The organism is Vallitalea longa (assembly GCF_027923465.1).
In the GTDB taxonomy this organism is placed as follows: Bacteria; Bacillota; Clostridia; order Lachnospirales; family Vallitaleaceae; genus Vallitalea; species Vallitalea longa.
The window spans coordinates 13901-31896 of sequence record NZ_BRLB01000032.1 but is presented as its reverse complement, the minus strand read 5'-3'; the positions used below and the strand labels follow the sequence as shown (position 1 = coordinate 31896).

22 protein-coding genes are annotated in these 17996 nt (G+C 28.4%); 17 read left to right on the top strand and 5 right to left on the bottom strand.

Annotated elements, in window-relative coordinates; genetic code table 11:
* From QMG30_RS24580 to QMG30_RS24560, 5 genes are all read left to right on the top strand, one after another.
* A partial coding sequence (locus QMG30_RS24580) for a PKD domain-containing protein (RefSeq protein ID WP_281819862.1) occupies window positions 1-4760 on the top strand: 4760 nt, incomplete at its 5' end.
* A gap of 11 nt (window positions 4761-4771) precedes the next feature.
* Window positions 4772-7018, top strand: coding sequence for a hypothetical protein (locus tag QMG30_RS24575; protein ID WP_281819861.1), 2247 nt, complete (start codon window positions 4772-4774; stop codon window positions 7016-7018).
* A complete protein-coding gene (locus QMG30_RS24570; RefSeq protein ID WP_281819860.1) occupies window positions 7015-7302 on the top strand; it encodes a hypothetical protein in 288 nt (95 codons plus the stop codon). Before QMG30_RS24575 ends, QMG30_RS24570 begins: the two co-directional genes overlap by 4 nt.
* Before the next feature lie 145 nt (window positions 7303-7447).
* Window positions 7448-7591 (top strand): hypothetical protein, encoded by a 144-nt coding sequence (locus QMG30_RS24565; RefSeq protein ID WP_281819859.1) that lies wholly within the window; start codon window positions 7448-7450, stop codon window positions 7589-7591.
* Between the two features lie 125 nt (window positions 7592-7716).
* On the top strand, window positions 7717-8094 hold the full coding sequence (locus QMG30_RS24560; protein WP_281819857.1) for a hypothetical protein: 378 nt from the start codon (window positions 7717-7719) through the stop codon (window positions 8092-8094).
* 1045 nt (window positions 8095-9139) lie between these two features.
* Here the strand turns inward: QMG30_RS24560 and QMG30_RS24555 are convergent.
* Window positions 9140-9343 (bottom strand): MerR family transcriptional regulator, encoded by a 204-nt coding sequence (locus QMG30_RS24555; protein WP_281819856.1) that lies wholly within the window; start codon window positions 9341-9343, stop codon window positions 9140-9142.
* A 186-nt stretch (window positions 9344-9529) separates the two neighbouring features.
* Between QMG30_RS24555 and QMG30_RS24550 the strand changes: the two genes are divergently transcribed.
* From QMG30_RS24550 to QMG30_RS24540, 3 genes are all read left to right on the top strand, one after another.
* Window positions 9530-9805: a hypothetical protein gene (locus QMG30_RS24550; protein WP_281819853.1), complete on the top strand. Its 276-nt coding sequence runs from the start codon at window positions 9530-9532 to the stop codon at window positions 9803-9805.
* A 144-nt stretch (window positions 9806-9949) separates the two neighbouring features.
* On the top strand, window positions 9950-10327 hold the full coding sequence (locus QMG30_RS24545) for a hypothetical protein (protein ID WP_281819851.1): 378 nt from the start codon (window positions 9950-9952) through the stop codon (window positions 10325-10327).
* A gap of 388 nt (window positions 10328-10715) precedes the next feature.
* Window positions 10716-11348, top strand: a complete 633-nt coding sequence (locus QMG30_RS24540; protein ID WP_281819850.1) for a hypothetical protein — start codon at window positions 10716-10718, stop codon at window positions 11346-11348.
* 9 nt (window positions 11349-11357) lie between these two features.
* Here the strand turns inward: QMG30_RS24540 and QMG30_RS24535 are convergent, their stop codons facing one another.
* From QMG30_RS24535 to QMG30_RS24520, 4 genes are all read right to left on the bottom strand, one after another.
* Complete coding sequence (locus tag QMG30_RS24535; protein WP_281819848.1) at window positions 11358-11531, bottom strand: hypothetical protein; 174 nt, start codon at window positions 11529-11531, stop codon at window positions 11358-11360.
* Window positions 11509-12324 carry a toll/interleukin-1 receptor domain-containing protein gene (locus QMG30_RS24530; protein WP_281819847.1) on the bottom strand — a complete coding sequence of 272 codons (816 nt, stop codon included), beginning with the start codon at window positions 12322-12324 and terminating at the stop codon, window positions 11509-11511. The genes QMG30_RS24535 and QMG30_RS24530 overlap by 23 nt, the downstream gene beginning before the upstream one ends.
* A gap of 194 nt (window positions 12325-12518) precedes the next feature.
* Window positions 12519-12932 carry a winged helix-turn-helix transcriptional regulator gene (locus QMG30_RS24525; RefSeq protein WP_281819846.1) on the bottom strand — a complete coding sequence of 138 codons (414 nt, stop codon included), beginning with the start codon at window positions 12930-12932 and terminating at the stop codon, window positions 12519-12521.
* A gap of 101 nt (window positions 12933-13033) precedes the next feature.
* Window positions 13034-13264 carry a DUF6471 domain-containing protein gene (locus QMG30_RS24520; protein WP_281819845.1) on the bottom strand — a complete coding sequence of 77 codons (231 nt, stop codon included), beginning with the start codon at window positions 13262-13264 and terminating at the stop codon, window positions 13034-13036.
* 370 nt (window positions 13265-13634) lie between these two features.
* Here QMG30_RS24520 and QMG30_RS24515 point away from each other — a divergent pair, with 370 nt between their 5' ends.
* From QMG30_RS24515 to QMG30_RS24475, 9 genes are all read left to right on the top strand, one after another.
* Window positions 13635-14396, top strand: coding sequence for a phosphoadenosine phosphosulfate reductase domain-containing protein (locus QMG30_RS24515; protein ID WP_281819844.1), 762 nt, complete (start codon window positions 13635-13637; stop codon window positions 14394-14396).
* Window positions 14397-14588: 192 nt separating this feature from the next.
* A complete protein-coding gene (locus tag QMG30_RS24510) occupies window positions 14589-14855 on the top strand; it encodes a helix-turn-helix domain-containing protein (protein WP_281819843.1) in 267 nt (88 codons plus the stop codon).
* Between the two features lie 4 nt (window positions 14856-14859).
* A complete protein-coding gene (locus QMG30_RS24505; RefSeq protein ID WP_281819842.1) occupies window positions 14860-15039 on the top strand; it encodes a hypothetical protein in 180 nt (59 codons plus the stop codon).
* A 133-nt stretch (window positions 15040-15172) separates the two neighbouring features.
* Window positions 15173-15376 (top strand): hypothetical protein, encoded by a 204-nt coding sequence (locus tag QMG30_RS24500; RefSeq protein WP_281819840.1) that lies wholly within the window; start codon window positions 15173-15175, stop codon window positions 15374-15376.
* Between the two features lie 98 nt (window positions 15377-15474).
* Window positions 15475-15948, top strand: coding sequence for a hypothetical protein (locus QMG30_RS24495; protein WP_281819838.1), 474 nt, complete (start codon window positions 15475-15477; stop codon window positions 15946-15948).
* The gene (locus QMG30_RS24490) at window positions 15948-16331 is read left to right on the top strand and encodes a hypothetical protein (RefSeq protein ID WP_281819836.1); all 384 of its coding nucleotides are present in this window, start codon (window positions 15948-15950) and stop codon (window positions 16329-16331) included. The genes QMG30_RS24495 and QMG30_RS24490 overlap by 1 nt, the downstream gene beginning before the upstream one ends.
* A gap of 14 nt (window positions 16332-16345) precedes the next feature.
* Window positions 16346-17260, top strand: coding sequence for a DUF3991 and TOPRIM domain-containing protein (locus tag QMG30_RS24485; protein ID WP_281819834.1), 915 nt, complete (start codon window positions 16346-16348; stop codon window positions 17258-17260).
* Window positions 17261-17299: 39 nt separating this feature from the next.
* The gene (locus QMG30_RS24480) at window positions 17300-17425 is read left to right on the top strand and encodes a hypothetical protein (protein ID WP_281819833.1); all 126 of its coding nucleotides are present in this window, start codon (window positions 17300-17302) and stop codon (window positions 17423-17425) included.
* Between the two features lie 27 nt (window positions 17426-17452).
* Entirely contained in the window at window positions 17453-17974 is a 522-nt protein-coding gene (locus QMG30_RS24475; protein WP_281819832.1) for a hypothetical protein, read from the top strand.
* The last annotated feature ends 22 nt before the right edge of the window (window positions 17975-17996 follow it).

Here is a 17996-nt window from a genome sequence, read left to right as displayed (position 1 = left end):
ATTTACCTAATGATGTAGAGGATGGAGATTCCGATTTAGATGATAGTATCATTAAATCATATAGTTGTACCGTTGAAGTGGAGTACTATAGGCAGTGTCATGGAACAGCTACAAAAACAAACGAAGCCCAATTAACTAAAAAAGCCCCAATTCCCCAAGGTTATCCCATAGCAATCCTATCAGTCCCCGAAGAAGTCCTGGTAGGTGAAGAAATAATTGCAGACGGTTCAGCTTCAATAGCTCCTGAAAGATCATACATAGCCAACTACAAATGGCAAGTAGAAGCCAAAGACCTACCAAGTGAAGAAGGCAAAAAAATCATAAAACTCAAATATGACGAACCCCAAACTGTAACAATAACATTAACCATAGTAGATAATAACGGTAAAACCGATAAGTCAATAAAAGATGTAATCGTTAAAAAGAAAGAAACGGTTAAGCCACCATCAAACTGGTGTCCAGACGTATCTCTTACTGGTCCTACTTTAGTTATGCAGGGAGACTCTTTCACACTAAACATAAGTGCAGAAGATAAAGAAGATGGTATGTTAAAACCAACACTAAGTAAACCATCATGTCTAGTACTAGACAGCTCAGTACAAAACGGAAGAAATAGAGCCAAATTCACTAAAGAAGGTACATATACAGTTACAGCAAAAGCTACAGACAGTGGTGGTAAAAGTGATACTGATAGTATTGAGATAGAAGTATGTCCACCTAAACCCTTTGCAGTAATAACCGAAAAGGGAGATTACAAAATAGGACAAACAGTAGTACTGGACAGTTCAAAATCACAGCCAGTAAGTAGAACATACCCTATTGATTGGAAACTCACTAAATGGAAAATAAAGCCCCTTGGAGATTTGACTAGCAGTGATATTTTCTACAAGAAACTTAATGACAGAGAAACAGCATTTACCTCTAAAAAAACAGGGAAAGTAGAAATATCTCTTACGGTTACTAACACATTGGGATACTCCAATACAAGAACAATAGAAAGAACTATCATAGGAGATACATCTCCAAAAGCTGACTTCACTCTTGTAGAAAAAGTATACAGAGACAAAGACAATGATAGGAAAGCTATAGTGAAAGCATTTGATAAATCAACTAGTCCAGATGGAGATACGATTACTAAAAGAGCATGGTTTTATGCATTTGACAGTAACAATGACGGTGTTTTCTCCAATGAAACCTGGTACTACAATAACGGTACATCCTGGATAGATACCAAAACAACCTATGACAACATATTTTCTTTCGCTGATACTATAGAAACAGGTAACTTGACAGATGTTGCTGTAGAGACAAAAAAAGTAGGTAAATATAAATTTGCACTGAAAGTATACGAAGAACATGATAACAGACTTTTAGAATTTATTGATATGTCATATATTCTAACAGATGATACAGAAGATAAACCAGCCAAAGAATGTATATCGGAAGTTGACAATATAGCACCTGTAACGTCAGTTAAAGTAGATATCTCCAAAGATGAAGTCTATGACATAGTAGTTGCAACAGATTATAAAGATACTGATTTGATGAATCTTAAAACACAACTTAATCTGTTAAAATCAACAGCATTTGCTAACAATAAAGACTTTAATGTACATATGATTACTGACCAGAAAAAAATAGGAGAACAAAAAGAAACCAAAGATTACAATAGCTATGCAAGAATAATTGATTTAAAGTACTATTTTGAAAAAGGTTTCTATCAATATTCCAATAAGGATGATGATAGAGATAAAGAGATAGATTATCATCATGACTTACAAGAAGAGAAAATAATCTATGAAACAACTCAAGGCTATACAAAACCAACTATAGAATTCCAAAAAGGTGATAAAGTAAACTGGACTACAAAGACATTTTCTAAAAAAAGCGAGAATCAACATAATTCATATGAGCTTGAAGGAACAGAATTTCAATTTTATAATCCAGATAATAAAGCAGGTACACTTGTAACACATAGAGAATGTACAGACGGATGGCAACAAATGTTAGACGGTGATTATGAATTTATCGCATGTTGGCTATATCACAATATAGTCATAGACGATATAACAGTTAAAGTAGGTGATACTTGGGAATATACCAATTCTACTCCTCACTATTTCTACCATGACATAAATAGTATTGATTTTTCAGATGTTAAAAATATTAGATATGATAAAGACAGTAAGAAGATATTTTTATGCTTTATAAAAGGAACAGATTTCGATTATAAAGATTCTGATAAATACGATTATGAAGCAGCAGGCATAGATAATGAGCTAATGAATTATCTTAAAGATAACAGGTTCGAAACTTATGTCATAGCCCCTAATGATAATATAATGGAGTTTAAATATGATGCAAAAAATTATGATTCAGATATCAATACTCAGGAATACACTTTAAGAGACTTAGCACATTGCTCCAATGTTCGTGGCAGGTCAATGATAGGAAATGAAACCTCACAGAACTGGAAGGACCATCTATTACATATAACCGAAAAAAATGCTCTTGTGCCAACAGGAACGAAAATTGAAGATAATACCATAACACTTACTTTTGATGAAAATTTTGATGAAGGTGATGAACTGAAATTATCCCTTATACAACAACAATATAAATTAGCTGACCAAGCAGGCAATCAATTAGATGGGGCAAAAATAGATTATGATATCAAAGTAGAAAATGACATGAAGCAATTATCAAGCCTTTACTTCTCTTATCCTCCATACCAAGAGATAGTCAATGATAAAGTTCAGGTGAAAAAAATATTACCTGAGATCGTAATTTATGAAGATGATAAAGGAGTAACTAAATTTGCTATTACAGATGAAGAAGATAGTAAAATATCAGAAAATATAAGAGAACTGGAAGGTACAAGTATTAAAGACGTATTAAGCCTACCCCATAGTATAGTAGTGCTAAAAGCTGATGGAAGTGTAGAATCCAGTGGATATATTTGTAAAGATAGTAATCGTTATGGTCATGAATACAAACTTGACTCAAAATGGTCAAATATGAAAAAAATTATTTATAGGAGAAATGTACTGTATGGATTAAAGAAGAGTGGTGATGTTATTAGGACAGGAGTGTATGATTCATATGGTTTCGGAAATATTTTCTATGATAATGAATATTATAAGTCAAATATAGTAGACATGTATACTAATAGAAGCTATATACATTTTATTAAAGAAGGTGATGATATGGAAAATATAGATGAAATCATTACCAATGGTCAAAGTGAACTTATATATTTAAAAAAAGGTGATAAATATTATGCGTCAGGTAAATTAATGGATTTGGATTATCCTGTTAAACAAATAATACCTGTAGACTATTATGAAGTTCTAGTCATTAAACCAGACGATTCTTTTTATGTGATTGAAATAGATAGTAGAGAATTACAAAGAGAAAATAGATATGAAGATGAACGGGTAAGTGATATTTATAACGTTGGCAAAATTAAAAGTATTGCCATGATTGGTGAGAATAATGTATGGATACAAGGGACAGAAGATGATTTTTACCTTAGAAATAGTTATACAGACAGAACAGAATCAAGATATATAAAAATTGATGACATTGATCACATAATTAATAGTACTACTAATGATGATATAATCATTGTTATGAAAAATGGAAAAAGACATTCTTTTCTTAACAGAGCCACCTATTCCAATAATTATGAAAAGACAATGAAAGAATTAGAAATTCCATCGGATGCCAAAAATTACTTTATCAATAATTTAGGAAAAGGATATATGCTACAAGATAACAGTTATTATTCCCGTATTGTAGATTATGAAGACAAGTATTATGATCGTCGTGAGGATGAATACATATACGGTAATAAAAATAAGAATGGTAAATTTGATAAAATAATATCAGATTATAATTTTGCTATATATCTAAAAGACGGCAAAGCAGATGTAGAAGGTGGTTCACGTGTACAAGAGAATTTCGGTAGTATAGCATCATATGATGATATAAAAGATATAATAAAAATAAGGGTATCCAATTATTACAGAATATTATTTATAATAAGAGAGAACTATATCTCGTATAAACGTGAGCATAAAGATGATGACTTTCCTGAAGGTCTAAAAAATTACAATGACTTTAGAAAGAAAGATATTGTCAAATATCTTATAAACGTTGAAAAAGGTACTGATATATCAGAAGATGCCGAAGATAATATACACCTATATGGACTATCAAAAGACGGTAACCTATATAGAACAGATAAATCTCCAGGTTTAAAACTAATTGCATCAAAGGTTCAAGATATATTTAGACTAGAGGATGAAGTAATTTATCTCTACGAAGATGATACTCTTAGTAAATATGGAGATGGCAAAAAATACGAAAAATATGAGGGTATGTTTATTACCCCACAATTCATTACTCTAAAATTAAAAGGAACAGACACAAAAGTATCAATAAGTAAAATAGGTGCACAAACAGATTATATAGGTAAACTAAGAGAAAAGGTAGACTATACAATGCCTTTAGGAAAGACACAAATACATTTAGGCGAACATGTCAATGGTGGTAAGAAGTTTATGTACAAGATATTCTCCAAAGACGAGAATTCAATAGAAGAGATATTATACAATCAACCTATTGACAGGACTTGGAAAGAAGTAAAAAACTTAGACCTTATACAAGCAGAAAAAGATTATTATATTGGTGTTGTAGAAGTTGATATCTATGATAGAGTTATTCGTTACAGTGCCATGAAAGCCAAATCAGAATAGAAGGTGGACCAATGAAAAAAACAAAGATTATCTCATATTTATTAACATGGTTATGTATATTAGGGTATTTTTGTTCTAATTCAGTAACTTTGATGGCTTCTAGCTCTATTAAACCTACAATATACACACAGCAAAACAATTGTACAATAGGAAGTAATGAAAAATTAAGAGTTCATGTTAATACAAGATGTTCAGTATATCTATATAGCGTAAAATATCCTGATGTGGAATCATCCTCAGACCTTAGTAGAAAGGGTAAATACATAAAAAGATGTACCTCTGGAGGTTTTTATGATATTACTTTAAAGGATGTACCTGATGGTTGCTATAGGTTATATGCAAAAACTTCATCATATGGCTATAACAACAATAATATATCATTACCTTCCAAAACCATAGTCCAAGTAGACAACACCAAACCAGAAGTACTAGACATAAATGTAAATGACAATGAAGTGAAAATCTATTATAACGATACAATAAGTCCTGAAACAAAAGGAAATAACTTCTACTTACAAAAGATATCTAATGCTTCATCATCCGTATGCGTTATATCCGATGAAGATATGGTTGATTACGAACTGATATTTGATGATTACGAATCAGACAGTAAATACACCGATAGATTTGTATTCAGTAGTTTCGACAACTCAATGTTTACCAATACTAATGGAACTCCCAATATAATAGGGAAAAAAGTTACCGGTAAAAAAACTTTCCATGAAGTAGGAAAATACAAACTAGAATACCAGGCACAAGATAATCCAGTAACCAACAATAATAAAAACTTTGATGAATACAGAAAATGGAGTAATAAAAACAATGTTAATCTATTAGTACATAGAAGACCTATAGCCAACCTTACAGTTAACTATGCCCCTAGTAAAGATAAATCACGTCTATTGATATATAACATGAACGGTAGTGGTTATGACCTTGATCACATGGATTTGTCCAATAAAGGAATAACAGGGGAACGTTACGAGTGGAAAAAAGTTGGTGAAAAAGACTATCGCATGGGTAGAATACCAACGGATCTACCTGGTACAGACTCCAACGGTATCAAAATAGAATATATCATAAGATACAGAGTAAAAGACATAGAAGGGGCTTGGAGCCTACCTGTAACATTCACTATGTCAGTAGAACCTAAACTTATACTTAACGCTAAGCTAAAAACCTATAAAACAGACTTCTCACTAGACTCTATACCTGCTAGTGAATCACTAGTACTATTTGACACAACAACTAGCTATAACAAAAGAAACCTTCTGGATATGAGTATGTATTATTATGGTAGCTGCAAGACTGATAAAATAAAAAAAGACAGTACTTATTCTGCTACAAAAAATGGAATGACTTACACTTGGAGAGATACCAATTATAAGATACCAAAAACACTAAAAGACGGAAGATATAAATTCATAGTAAACGCAACAGACTATAATAATTCAGCTGTAAAGGATACTAAAGAATTTAATGTCAGAGTAAAAACACCTGTAGACTTAGAATCAAAGTTTTCAGGGGAATATGAAGGTGGAAATAGAATAAGTATACCTGCAAAAACATCAAAATATGCTGACAATGTAACTTTAGAATTATTTTACGGAACAAACTATAAAACTACTATAAATATGCGTTCTATTAACTATGGATCATACAAGAAGTGGACAGCTAATTATAATATACCTGAAAACGTTAATGAGGGTAACTATAAGGCAAAGTTTACAGCAACTACACCTAACGGGAATACAAGCACAATTTACAAAAATTTTCGTGTAAATCAACTTAATATCACTAAGGTGAATATATGGGGAGATTGGCAACATTGGAGAGGGCAGATAGACTTATTTGGAAAAAGGCTTGTTAATATGCCACACAGGTTTATGGCATATGAAAATGTGCATATAGAAGCACAAATAAAAGGAAATCCTGATAGGGTTTATGTGAGATTCAGTCCTAGCCTAGAAGCTATGTTCTTCAGGAATAAATATGGCCAAGAATATAAATATAGAGATCATATTGGGTATGAAGTAAATTTCCCACTTTATATGACTTCTACAGATGGAAAAAATTATTCTGTAGAGTATATATTACCTCTAGCTGATTCAACTATGGATGAAAACGATAGGAGACTGAAAGGTCACTATTGGGTTGAAGTAACAGCTATAAAAGGTAGTACGGTGAAAAAGAAAAAAATTAGTGATATTGATATAACGGGGAATATTCTTGACAAAGTATATATACAACCAGAATGAGTTATAAAAAAAATGTAATACATTTTGCTTGTTTGATGGAAACTACTTTAGAGTTTGATAGGAGCCAGTGCCAGTCATTTTTTAAAGCATATTCTAATATGTCAGTTCTTGATTCATTTACTAATAGGCGTTGTATTTTTGCCATATATACAAAAGAAAACTGGATTTTGGGTTCTATTGAAGATTTGTGTAATTCTAATGATAATATGTATCTTTGGAAAATGTTTGTGAATGATGAAACATTGTTCAATGTTGCCTATAATATAGATGAAACAATAGTATGAAATAGTTTTAATAGGTGATGAACTAGGAGTTGTTTTATTAGAAGCTGATGAAAAAAAAATAAAAATGATATGGAGTGCTTTTAAACATGAAAAAATATAGGTTAGCATACGATTGTTTATTTTTGCCTAATGATTTAGATATTGTATGAAATGGCTTGGTCCCAATAATCCTGTGATTATTAAATATGAAGAATTTATCGATATTTTGAAGAATAATTTTACTGAATTTAATAATATAGATAATAAGCCTACTCAAAGTGGATCTTATTATGCAATTGAAGTCAAGTAATACAGAAACATTAATTAAAAAGATTGAATTTAAAAATCTAAAGAAGGAATGTATAAAGACGGAGATAAAACAATAAAGGTTAAATTGAAATTTAAATAATGTGAGAATGAAACGGAGTTGTATAAATGAATAAGTATATTTATAATGCTAAAATTAATGAAAATGAAAAACTATCAATTACACTTTCATCAGATACTATGAAGAAACTTCTTCATTTGCTAGTACAAGATTTAAATGATATTATCCAAGGTGAATTAACAAATAAGGATAAGGATTTTGATATAAAATTTTTTCAATATGTTTTCTACAAATATAATGAATTAGTAATTGGTTTAAATAGAAATAATCAAGAACATTTTACTTTCTATGTGAGTGAAGATTATTATTTGAGATATTTAATTCCTTTTGTAAATAAAAGTATTGAAATAGTTGAGGGATATAATGTTAAAGGATATGAAAATTTTATATTGGAACTAGAGGGGGAATTAAAAAGGTTAATTTAATTTAGGAGGGAAAATAGTGATAGTGATATATTTGAATCTTTCAATGATGCTTATGAGGTCATAAGAGAATATTTGAATATGTCATTTCTTTAGGGGTGATTCTTATTAAGGTTGTTATGAAAAACATTGAAATGGTAGCTCTTACTAATATCAAGGGTGAGCATACACCTATTTTATTTTTCCTGGAGGATAGTAAGGGTATTAAACGTAAATATGTAATTAGTTGGAATAAAAACAACTCTACCGGTAATAATATTAAATACATCACAAGTGTTGCATAATCTTTTAAAATAAGGTATTATAGAATTAGAAAAGGACACATTGAAAGTGTCCCTCTAAAAGGAGAATATTGCCGTATTCTCTAATTAATTAAAAATTAGTTTAATGATGATTGAAACAATCAGTTTCACTATAAACGTTTCTGAAATGCGAGTCAGAAGCGTTTTTAGTTTGTCTTTTGTATCTTTCTTCATACACTCTCACCTCCTTTCGCTTATTGCTGCGTAAAGGTTGGTAAGAGGAACACGATCAATGAGTCCTTAACCATATTATAACATAATTAATTTAATTATAATAGTTGTTCATTATAGAATTTGAAAATTAGTTATTGTATAATTTGACGAATAAATTCGTAGTTGTACCTGGTATATGAACGCTCATCCAGAAAGGTAAGATTGTTGATCCGTAACAACTGCTATCATTCTTTTGTGAATACTCTACAAAAAGAACCTTTCTTCAGGAGTGGATTATTTATATAATATTACTATTTTTATTCATTGTATTTTTTTGTAAGATATTACTATAAATTGATTACAATGAAATAAAATAAATTATTGAATTAATATCTGGTCCTATCAATACCATTATTTAGCAATATTCAAGATATACATCAATATACAATTAAAAATGTATTAATATACAATAAAATATACAAAAATATTCATTTTCTTAATATAGGATAATAAAGCAATCTACAAAAAGCTAGATTATATCAGTGTTATAACGTTTTTTTACGAGTTCATATATTTTTTACTATACGAACTAGCTATTGATCTTCCCATATTTGGACTTCTAGAAATTGTTCTACACTAGTTTTTTCCATGAGCCAACTTATACCGGATTTACGAGCTTTAATTTTTCCAGTTTCACAAGCTCGTTGTAATTTTCTGTTCATAGCTCTTTTTTGCTTATGGTCTATAATTTGTAATTTTTCTATTATTTCTGACATGGTTGTTATATTTGTTAACATAGCAATACACTCTCTTAAAAATATGATAATTATATTATAGTCGCAAACGCGACAATGGTCAATATATTTTAATTAGCAAGTCATAAAAGAATTGTTGACAAAATGTCGCAAATGCGACTATAATGTTAAATATAAAGTCGCACTTGCGACAAAGTATTATTATACAAAGAAAGGAAGATATTAAATATGTTAAAGGTACATATGAGTAATGGAACAAAAATTAAAGAAGTTAAAATAGGAAAGTACACTTTTTATAGAGTGCTAATAGGAAGTGATAATGAGCAAGATATATCAAACATATATTTTGAATTAATTAACAGTTATATAAATTTTAGCACCATTAATATAAAGCCTATTGTTAAGAAGGATAACGTAGAAGTTCAGCAAATAGCTGTAACAGCAGATTTTGAAGAACCTCTTCAAAATGTACTAAAACTAGTAACTGAATATAATGTAAAGTAATTATTAAAAGGTTATGTATCTTATTAATTAGATTAGAGCAATAAAGCAACAAAAGGTATTCAGGAATTAAATATAATCACTTATGCGAGGAATAATTTCACGAATAAGAATTTAATATCAATCAACCGTTAAGGAGGGAATAGTGTGGCCATAAATAAATTTGAAATAATGCAAATAGACCATAATAAACCATATAACTTATACCATACTGGCAAATGGTATCCAATGCAAATCAATGACCTAAATTATAGGTTATTGATTGCTCATATAAAGAGAACAATAAAGAGGAAATACTACAATGTATATTATCAAGAGATTAATCCCTTGAAGATTAAAGACTATAAAGGTAAAGAATACACTATAAGTACATTAGGAAATTGGTTTTTTGGTAGATTATGTTTGCCAAAGAAATTCAGATTAAAGAAAAAAGATAAAACATGGTATATACAAATAAGTGATTATATACCAGAAAAATTAAGAAGTTGTATATTGATAGAATTTGTTTCAGGAATAAAAAAATAGAAAATTAATACACCAACTGAAATATTGACTATGTTCTCAAGTCAATATTGAGGACGGTAGCTCCAAACGGAAGTGCGGAAGGAAATATGATATAAAAGTTATAATAATGCACAAAAAAAATAGAACTCATATAAAGTTCTATTTTTTTCTTTTAGAAGTTAGTTTCAATCCTTATTTTAATGGATTATTATGCAAAGCATAATGGTTCAACAATTATCATCTATTGATTTATATAAATTTCAATACATCTACATGTTATGGTTTAACTATATTTCTCTTATATAATATAATAAAAGAGACAATACATATTGATGTATTAAGTTGTAATGATAAATAACGAAAGATATAATAGATATTAGCTATTATATAAAATTAAGGAGGAAAATCCATGAACGATAATAAAAATGAATTTAATTTGACTTTATTCTTGATAGAAGCCTTAGTATCCAACAAAAAGGTTTTTTCAATAGTAGATAAATCTTATGAGAAGTATAGCTATGGAGCTTATAAATTAGCTAAAGAAAGCGAATATTATAATCATCCTATTTTTACTGGAGGCTCGATCTTAAGAAATATCATGTGTAAACGCATATTAGGGTTGATTTTGTTGGATATGCAAGATGATAAGAACATTATAGATAACATAATAAAGAAAGGTTGGAATAACCTTTATAACTATATAAAAAATTACAAAGAAGATATAATGCTAGAAAAGGTCGTATTAAGATTTTCAAATGTAAATATGACAGATGATGAAATTAATGCAATTACAACAATTACTATTGTATTAGCTAATATTTTTGAGATCAACTTGGTACAAGACGAGATCTTTAACAAATATTTGACAATGCAAATAGAAAGATTGAATTTCTATGATAATAACTCCAAGAATTTTGCACAGTTCTGCTATAACAATCTCACCAAAGATGAAATAAAAAGAAGTGAGAGTATTTATAACAGGATCTGTAACAAATATCATCAAATCAACAACATAAATGATATCAATAACTTCAGAAAATAATGAAATATCTCAGTATTTAGACTCTATTCTTATGATAACAAACACAGAAGAATTAGAGTTTAATGATGAAATAAGACCAATAGCCCATCCTTTGATATGAAATGAATTACTAGCCATTCTATTAACACATCCCTGAATAAGATCTAATTCTTTATGCATTTCATTTAATAAATATTGTTCCATATTGGGTCTCACTTCCTAAAGTTAAATTATATAATATATTTAAAGTAGAAATACCAGTATAACAATAATCTTTGTTTTTCCATTCCCATTTTTGAAGAATATCATCATCAATTTTAATAAGATGAGAAATATCTGCATCATATTCAACAATTAATTGATTTCTTTCACTTACAGAGTATTTTTGTTCATATCCTTTTTTAACTGTAAGTAATCTTTTGGGAGGATTTCTTCTAATCGATTTAGTAGTTCTTATTTCGTGGTATAGCCAGGGAGAATATGTTTTGTTATCAATTAATTGTTCTTTGTAAGGTAAAGCATTTGGAGTATTAAGAAAAAATGTACATTCTGTTTTATCAATCATTTGTGTAAGTGCTGCTGCTAACATCATGTGCACATGTGATGTAGATTGATTTCTTAATTCATAGGAATATGTATCAGAATTATTAATACGGCAATAGTTATAATCTATTTCTTTTAAAAGCTCATCTGCGTATCCCCATACACATGAATCAATAAATGCGATAATACCAAATTTATCATATAACCATGCTGCTAATTTTTCTGCTTCTTGTTTATCCTTGTGTGAATGGGATATGAATATATCGGCATCTATCTCTTCAAACCATTCATTTTGTAATTCTTTTGCATCAATATGATTATTTGGGTTAATAAACTCTTTAAGCTTTTTTCTGAATTCTTTTTGTTTTAGTTTATTACGCCATAAATCAATAGATTGATCCTTAATATTATTGATTGAGTCTTCTGCTAGTAATAAATTGTAACCAACAAACATTATAATACCTCCTTTTTGTATTGTTATTGTCTGCAATATATATAGTATCAAATAATTTAAATGAATACAATGTATATGATATGGAAATAAAAATAACTTTTTTAAGAAACGTAACCTTTGTATTTAACAATAATATAAAAAATACTACCTTTATTTACATAAAGATAGTATTCATAACAATTTTTCATGTTTTTTTATTGGCTATATAGATATTTAAGAACATAGTGTTTAGCAATTAATGTGGCTTCTTTGGTAAATCCAAGTTTAATAACTTGTTTTTCAAAATCTAATAATAAAAAACCCTTATTACTAATTGCTAAATTATGAAATTTAATAACTTTACTTACTGGTCCATATTGTAGCATGTTTTCTCTATAAACAAAGTATTTTGCAGGAGATATTTTTTCTATACATTTGTCAATATGTTCTAATCTGCTAAGATATTTTGAAATAGCTGTTTGAGTTAAGCCAATTCTTTTAGCTATTTCTTTCTGTGAGATGCAGCTAACGCCTTCATCGTTCTTATGCTCAAGTAGAACTTTTATGATTAATGGATACTTTAGTAATGCAGGGTATAGATTATAAATGCTTTTTTCATTTATCCTCATCTTTAATCACTCCAAATATTAGTATTTCTCCATTTTCAAAATATTTCAGACATCCATCATGATGTTTTTCGTCTTTAATCTATTAACTAAATATTATTTAATTAGAGCCATTTTATATCACGTCCGATAATAGAAGCTATCTGTTTGGCTTCTATATACTTTAGTGTCCCTCTTGTGAGTTTATTACTTATGTTTTGAGTGGTAGTAGTGGTTCCATATTTACTATTTAGTTCTTTAACGATATCTGTAAGAGTCCAACCACTAGCAGCAATATAACTCTTTATTTCATTTCTAATATTATTTTCCACTTTTTTCATTCCTTTCTTGTTCATAATATACCATATGGTGTAAAAAGTTACAAGTATAAATAAAAAGTTGTAGTTGAGTGTTGACACTCTACACTATATAGTGTATGATGTAACTATAACGCAACAATCATAATATTACAAACATATAGATAGGAGAACATAATGAATATTAAATTAAAGGTACTTCTACTTTTCCTATTCCAGTAGAAACTGGTTACAAGGTTTAGGTTATATCGTTTGACCGAATGGAAATAGTCACCATGAATAACCACGAGGGTGAATAACATAGTGTAAAATTACTAATAGTAGCGTAATGTTTAGGCTGAACTAGCGTGGGAAGCCATAGTAATTACACCAATCCGAACGAAATAAAATCGGATAGGTGGAAAAGTAGATGTTAGTTAGTTGGTTTAGTGCTGGTGTAAGTAGTTTTATAGCTACTTATCTTATGAGAGACAAAATTGATAAAATCTTATATTGTCATATAGAAGACCAACATCCAGATACATTAAGATTTATTAATGATTGTGAAAAAGCTTTAGGTTATAAGATAGAAAAAATTCAATCTCCATACAAAAACGTGGATAGCGTACAAAAACAATTTCAATTTATCAATTCAGCTTATGGGAATAAGTGTACAGAAATTCTTAAAAAGAGAGTCCGTAAGCAATGGGAATATGGTAAAAAGAATCTAACTTACATATGGGGATTTGACCTCAATGAAAAGCATAGGAAAGAACAAATAGAAGCATCAATGCCACAATGTGATCATATATTTCCGTTAATTGACCACCAATTAACTAAGCAGGAATGCCATGGTATGCTCAAAGAATTAAAAATTAAAAGACCTAAGATGTATGATTTAGGATATCATAATAATAACTGTATAGGATGTCCTAAAGGTGGCATGGGATACTGGAACAAAATCAGAATAGATTTCCCAGAGGTATTCCTTAAAAGAGCTAAAAGGGAAAGAGAAATAGGTCATACATGTATTAAAGATATTAATGGACCTATATATCTTGATGAACTTGATCCTAATCGTGGAAGGTTTGAAGAAGAAATAATGGAAGACTGTGATATTATTTGCCAACTAAAAATGTGCGGTACAAAAGGAGCTGTTAATAATAATATGAAAGAGAAAGTAGGTGAGTAAAAATTGTGTTACATTAATAATTAATTATTCCAGGTGCAGCTGAATAAAATGGAATACATGAATGAAAAAATATTAATATAATAGAAAATTATTTAAAAAGATAATTTTAGTATAATACACTTCTAATAGTTTACTTATATTAAACCATTATGGTATAATATAAGTAAACAATTTTAAATGGAGTGATAGATAATGAATATCTATGAAATTTTAGATCAACAGGAAAAAAATAAGAAAATACGCAAAAACAATTTTTTTAATAATAAGCTTTTAGAAGAATTAATTACTAAAAGCAATTATCAAAAAAAAGATGTAGCAGGTTTACTAGGTGTAAGTAAGGGACTTGTGTCTCAATGGACAAAAAACAAGGTTCCATCATTATTCTTATATTATGAATTATGTAATCTATTAGAAATAGATTACTCGATATTACTAAAAAAAGATAAGAGGAGCGATTAATGAAATGAAAAAATCTATAAAAAAAATTAAAGAAGAAATTAGAAAGTTGAAAGAAAGAAATGATATGCTTAAAAATAAAATAAGAACTAATCCTGAATACCTGTTTAAAGATTGTTGGGAAATGGAAATCCAACAAAATAATTATGATATCAAAAATTTGGAAGAAAAAATACATAAACAATAGGTTTGTAGGAGGAGAAATATAATGTCAAAAGAAAAAGAAAAAGAATTTACATATAAAGATACTCAAGAAAGGTTGAATAATATAAGATTAGACCAAGTTGAAAAGTATATTACAGAAAAAGGAGATAGGCAAGATGAATAGAATTCTGGAGTTAATTGAAAAATATTTTTATTTTGATACAGCAATAATACTTGATGTAATAATTATAATTGGTAAGGGTTTTTTAGTATTTATGGGTGCAATATTCTTTATTGTACTTATTATAAGCATAATAAAAATTATATTTGAAGAGAGACTAAATGGAATACTAGATAAAAAAATTAACAAAAATATATAATTGAATAATATTTCTAGGTATAAAAATGCCAGAAAAAATACTTACTGGAGATGTTGTTATTACTTAATAATACGACGGTAAGGTAAGGGGTGCATATTATGTATAAATGCAGAAAGTTACAAGCAGTATTAATATTAGGAGTATACACAATTTTTATAGTAATTTCAATTATAGGTCTTAATAACATTGGTGGAAAAAAAATTGATATGTCAATGTTAGAATATCATTTAGAAGAAGGAAAAGTAATGAAGATGTCAAAAAAGGGTTCGCTAATTAAAACGTATAAATTGGTTATAGAAAGAAATGGAGATAAAGATGTATATAAAGTAGACGAAGATGAATACTTGATTGTAGAAAAAAATGATACTATATACTTTGCTTATATAGGAGACTACTTATACGATATATATCTTAGAAAAAGTACAGCAGAAAAATTTTTAACAGAAAAACCAGATATAAATTTACAAGAACCTAATTTACTTAATAAAATATTTTCTCTTAATAATTGTAAATATTATGATGGTGATAAAAATGAGTGTATATATTATGGTAGTGAAAAGAGGGGTTTTTAATGGGAAAAAAAATATGTAAAGTAGAAGATTTTAAGCAAAGGGTATTAAACATAATTAGAGAGGATCAATATCTGGGAGAAGTTAATGGATGGATGGATAATATTATCTATCAGGATTATAAAAGTACTGAAAATGCATTCCATGGGACTGTATTGTGTGCTAGTCAAGATGTTAATAAATATAAATTATACATATATGATATTATGTATATGAAAGTAAATGAAAAAATATATATAGACAAGTATGAACTAGACAACAAAGAAATCAACAGTATAATAAAATTTGACCGGATATACAATAAATCACGATCATACTATGAAACAACAAAAATTTTTAGTTGCAATAAAAAAGTTAGTAAGAGTAAAATTTTACAATTTCCTTAGGAAGTGAATAAAAAATGGGATATACACCAGAGCAAAAGAAACTAATATATGATGCAAGAAATGTTGACCTAGTAGAATATTTCACGCGAAAAGGTGAGTGTGTGGAAAAACATGATACTAAAGGTAGATATAAAGTTAGAGGATATGGAGGACTTTATATAAGAGGCTGTACGTATAAATGGTTTACCGGAGGAAAAGGAGGTACATCCATAGATTGTGTAATGGAAGTTTATAATTTGGACTTTTGGGATGCTGTTAGCGATCTATTAGGTACATCCAATATTGTTAGTAAAAAAGAGCATTACATGAATGAGAAAAAAAAGAATGTAACATTTGAGCTACCAGAATTAAATAAAGACCAACATAGGGCAATAGCCTATCTAATGAAAACTAGAGGTATTAATAAAAAATACATACAATACTTAGTAAAAAACGGATTATTGTTTCAGCAAAAGGAATATGGTAATGCAATATTTCCTTTCTATGATCCTATAACAGGAAAAATTGTAGGAGCTGAAATAGTTGGTACTCTTGATAAAGTAAGATTTAAACAAGTAGGAGAAGGATCAAAGATTGGGTATGGATTTTCAATTAAGTTTGGGACTAATGTAGATAAAATATGTTTTTTTGAAACTACTATAGATTTATTATCATATTGTTGTCTGGAAGATAACATAGAATTTCTAAAGACTACATTATTTGTATCTATGGCCGGATTAAAATCTTCAGTTATCAACAATTATTTAGAAATATATAATGACATGAAATCATGTTATGTATGTGTTGATAATGATAATGCAGGATTTGAATTTATTGTCAATCTATCTCAAGAGCTAGATTTTTATCTTAGATGTCCAACTCGTGAATACAAGGATTGGAATGATATGCTAAGAAAAATTAAAAGAAATCTGAAAGAGAAAAAAAGTTAAAAAGTGTTTGAAATTTATCTTAGAAAGGAAGATTAAATGATGTCTTATAATATAAACATAAAAAAAGTAATTAAAATAGATCCTAAAAATGCTAGTACAATAAATCCTATAGATTATTACATGAAAAATGAAAAGATTGGAGAGGAAATGATAGATAAGGAGTGATAAAAGAATTCTGAAAGGAGTATTAATATGGATAATACAAGAAAAAAAGATATAGGAAGAAGCATTAATAATATATATTCAAAAGCTTATTACAAAAGCAATTTCCCATATTCAATAAATATAACCCAAAAATCAAATATAGAAGTATATATTCAAGTTAACATTATAAATGAATTTATAGATATTAAATCTATTTTACAGCAGTATTGTAATGATAATAACATAGTAAATACACTTATTAATTATGAATGGGTTAATAAAGGATTGTTTAGTAATAAAAAATCTTTTTCTACTTACATAAATATTAAAAATTATAAAATGAATTTCGGAATATGTAACCAACTATTTAGCGGAAGAACTTATAAATTTATTAATGATAATGAATGTAATATCTTTCAAAATGATATTAAGAATATAGTAGAAAAATACCTTGATAACAATTTATATGATTTTATTATACCTGAGCTAATAATGTTTATGAAATGGCAGTTTCCACCTTCTAGGCTTGGAAAAAGTTTTGATAAAACGAAGTTAAAGGCTAAAGATTGATTTAGGATAGAATAGGAGTTGA

Coding starts and splice junctions, on each gene's coding strand:
- QMG30_RS24540 (WP_281819850.1), top strand. CDS start 10,716: ATGAACGATAATAAAAATGAATTTAATTTGACTTTATTCTTGATAGAA.
- QMG30_RS24485 (WP_281819834.1), top strand. CDS start 16,346: ATGGGATATACACCAGAGCAAAAGAAACTAATATATGATGCAAGAAAT.
- QMG30_RS24510 (WP_281819843.1), top strand. CDS start 14,589: ATGAATATCTATGAAATTTTAGATCAACAGGAAAAAAATAAGAAAATA.
- QMG30_RS24520 (WP_281819845.1), bottom strand. CDS start 13,264: ATGAACAAGAAAGGAATGAAAAAAGTGGAAAATAATATTAGAAATGAA.
- QMG30_RS24475 (WP_281819832.1), top strand. CDS start 17,453: ATGGATAATACAAGAAAAAAAGATATAGGAAGAAGCATTAATAATATA.
- QMG30_RS24570 (WP_281819860.1), top strand. CDS start 7,015: ATGAGTTATAAAAAAAATGTAATACATTTTGCTTGTTTGATGGAAACT.
- QMG30_RS24515 (WP_281819844.1), top strand. CDS start 13,635: ATGTTAGTTAGTTGGTTTAGTGCTGGTGTAAGTAGTTTTATAGCTACT.
- QMG30_RS24525 (WP_281819846.1), bottom strand. CDS start 12,932: ATGAGGATAAATGAAAAAAGCATTTATAATCTATACCCTGCATTACTA.
- QMG30_RS24550 (WP_281819853.1), top strand. CDS start 9,530: ATGTTAAAGGTACATATGAGTAATGGAACAAAAATTAAAGAAGTTAAA.
- QMG30_RS24575 (WP_281819861.1), top strand. CDS start 4,772: ATGAAAAAAACAAAGATTATCTCATATTTATTAACATGGTTATGTATA.
- QMG30_RS24555 (WP_281819856.1), bottom strand. CDS start 9,343: ATGTTAACAAATATAACAACCATGTCAGAAATAATAGAAAAATTACAA.
- QMG30_RS24560 (WP_281819857.1), top strand. CDS start 7,717: ATGAATAAGTATATTTATAATGCTAAAATTAATGAAAATGAAAAACTA.
- QMG30_RS24480 (WP_281819833.1), top strand. CDS start 17,300: ATGTCTTATAATATAAACATAAAAAAAGTAATTAAAATAGATCCTAAA.
- QMG30_RS24505 (WP_281819842.1), top strand. CDS start 14,860: ATGAAAAAATCTATAAAAAAAATTAAAGAAGAAATTAGAAAGTTGAAA.
- QMG30_RS24500 (WP_281819840.1), top strand. CDS start 15,173: ATGAATAGAATTCTGGAGTTAATTGAAAAATATTTTTATTTTGATACA.
- QMG30_RS24490 (WP_281819836.1), top strand. CDS start 15,948: ATGGGAAAAAAAATATGTAAAGTAGAAGATTTTAAGCAAAGGGTATTA.
- QMG30_RS24530 (WP_281819847.1), bottom strand. CDS start 12,324: ATGTTTGTTGGTTACAATTTATTACTAGCAGAAGACTCAATCAATAAT.
- QMG30_RS24495 (WP_281819838.1), top strand. CDS start 15,475: ATGTATAAATGCAGAAAGTTACAAGCAGTATTAATATTAGGAGTATAC.
- QMG30_RS24535 (WP_281819848.1), bottom strand. CDS start 11,531: ATGGAACAATATTTATTAAATGAAATGCATAAAGAATTAGATCTTATT.
- QMG30_RS24565 (WP_281819859.1), top strand. CDS start 7,448: ATGAAATGGCTTGGTCCCAATAATCCTGTGATTATTAAATATGAAGAA.